General features: G+C 40.9%; 1 protein-coding gene. It reads right to left on the reverse strand.

Going from position 1 to position 1,112, the window contains the following annotated elements; genetic code table 11:
- Positions 1-1,112, reverse strand: a 1,112-nt coding sequence (locus A3761_RS19865; RefSeq protein WP_197473136.1) for an AarF/ABC1/UbiB kinase family protein, incomplete at both ends; no start/stop codon positions are given.

Below are 1,112 nucleotides of genomic sequence, written 5' to 3' on the forward strand. Positions count from 1 at the left end.
TACCATTCTGCTCACCAACCTTAACCATATCCATTAGCACATTATTAATATCATCTTCACCCTGCGTCTCGAACATCGCTGTATCGGGGACCATCACATCTAGTTTATTAAACACTCGACGTAAATCGTTTGCTAAGTCATCAACAATGACATCTTTATCTGTGACACCAATGCGAATCATCGCATCAGCCATACCCTCAAAGTTTCCAATCATAATCGCTGATATAAAGTCTGAAACAGCTTCCCAGGTGCCAGGGTTAATACGACCTACAATACCAAAGTCGATAAAGCCGATACGACCATCTTCGAGAACCATTAAGTTACCTGCATGAACATCAGCGTGGAAAAAGGCACACTGCGTCAAACTAGAGAACCAGGTATTCATTGCTGTGATCAATGTCTTTTCGGGATCGGAGCAGTATTTACGAATTGTATCCAAATCAGTTAGCGATACACCATAAAAACGTTCCATTGTCAGAACTCGTCTCGAGCTAGCGCTTCGATAAACTTTAGGAACGCAAACATCCTCGTGGCCAGCACTATGCAAAAACTCGCTAAACTCATCTAGGTTATTTGCTTCTTTTATAAAATCACACTCTTCCATCATTGTGCGCTGAATTTCTTCAACGACACCAGACATAGATGTCCATGATAGCTTTGGTGCCAGATGTTCAATAATTCTCGCTGAGACATAGAGAAAGTTAAGGTCTGTAAGCAATACATTCTCAACACCTGGCTTTTGAATTTTGATCACTACATCTTCACCCGATACAAGCTTGGCAGCATGAACCTGAGCAATAGAAGCGGATGCTAAAGGAACCGGGTCAACATAAGAATAAACTGCACTCAAAGGCTTACCTAATTCATTTTCAATAATCTTTCGAGCCACAGAAAAAGAAAAAGGCTGGGTACGATCTAAGCAGTTTTGAAATTCTTCAACGTAATCTTGAGGAAAGAAAGTAGGCGAACTTGCGATAAACTGCCCTAACTTAATATAGGTAGCACCTAAGTCTTCAAAAATAGATCTTAATAACTTGGGATTGGGTGGCCGTTTACCGATTAACCATTGAGCACCTGTTTTAGCAAGAATGCCTGTAGTCTGACCAATACGA

The organism is Oleiphilus sp. HI0123 (assembly GCF_001635315.1).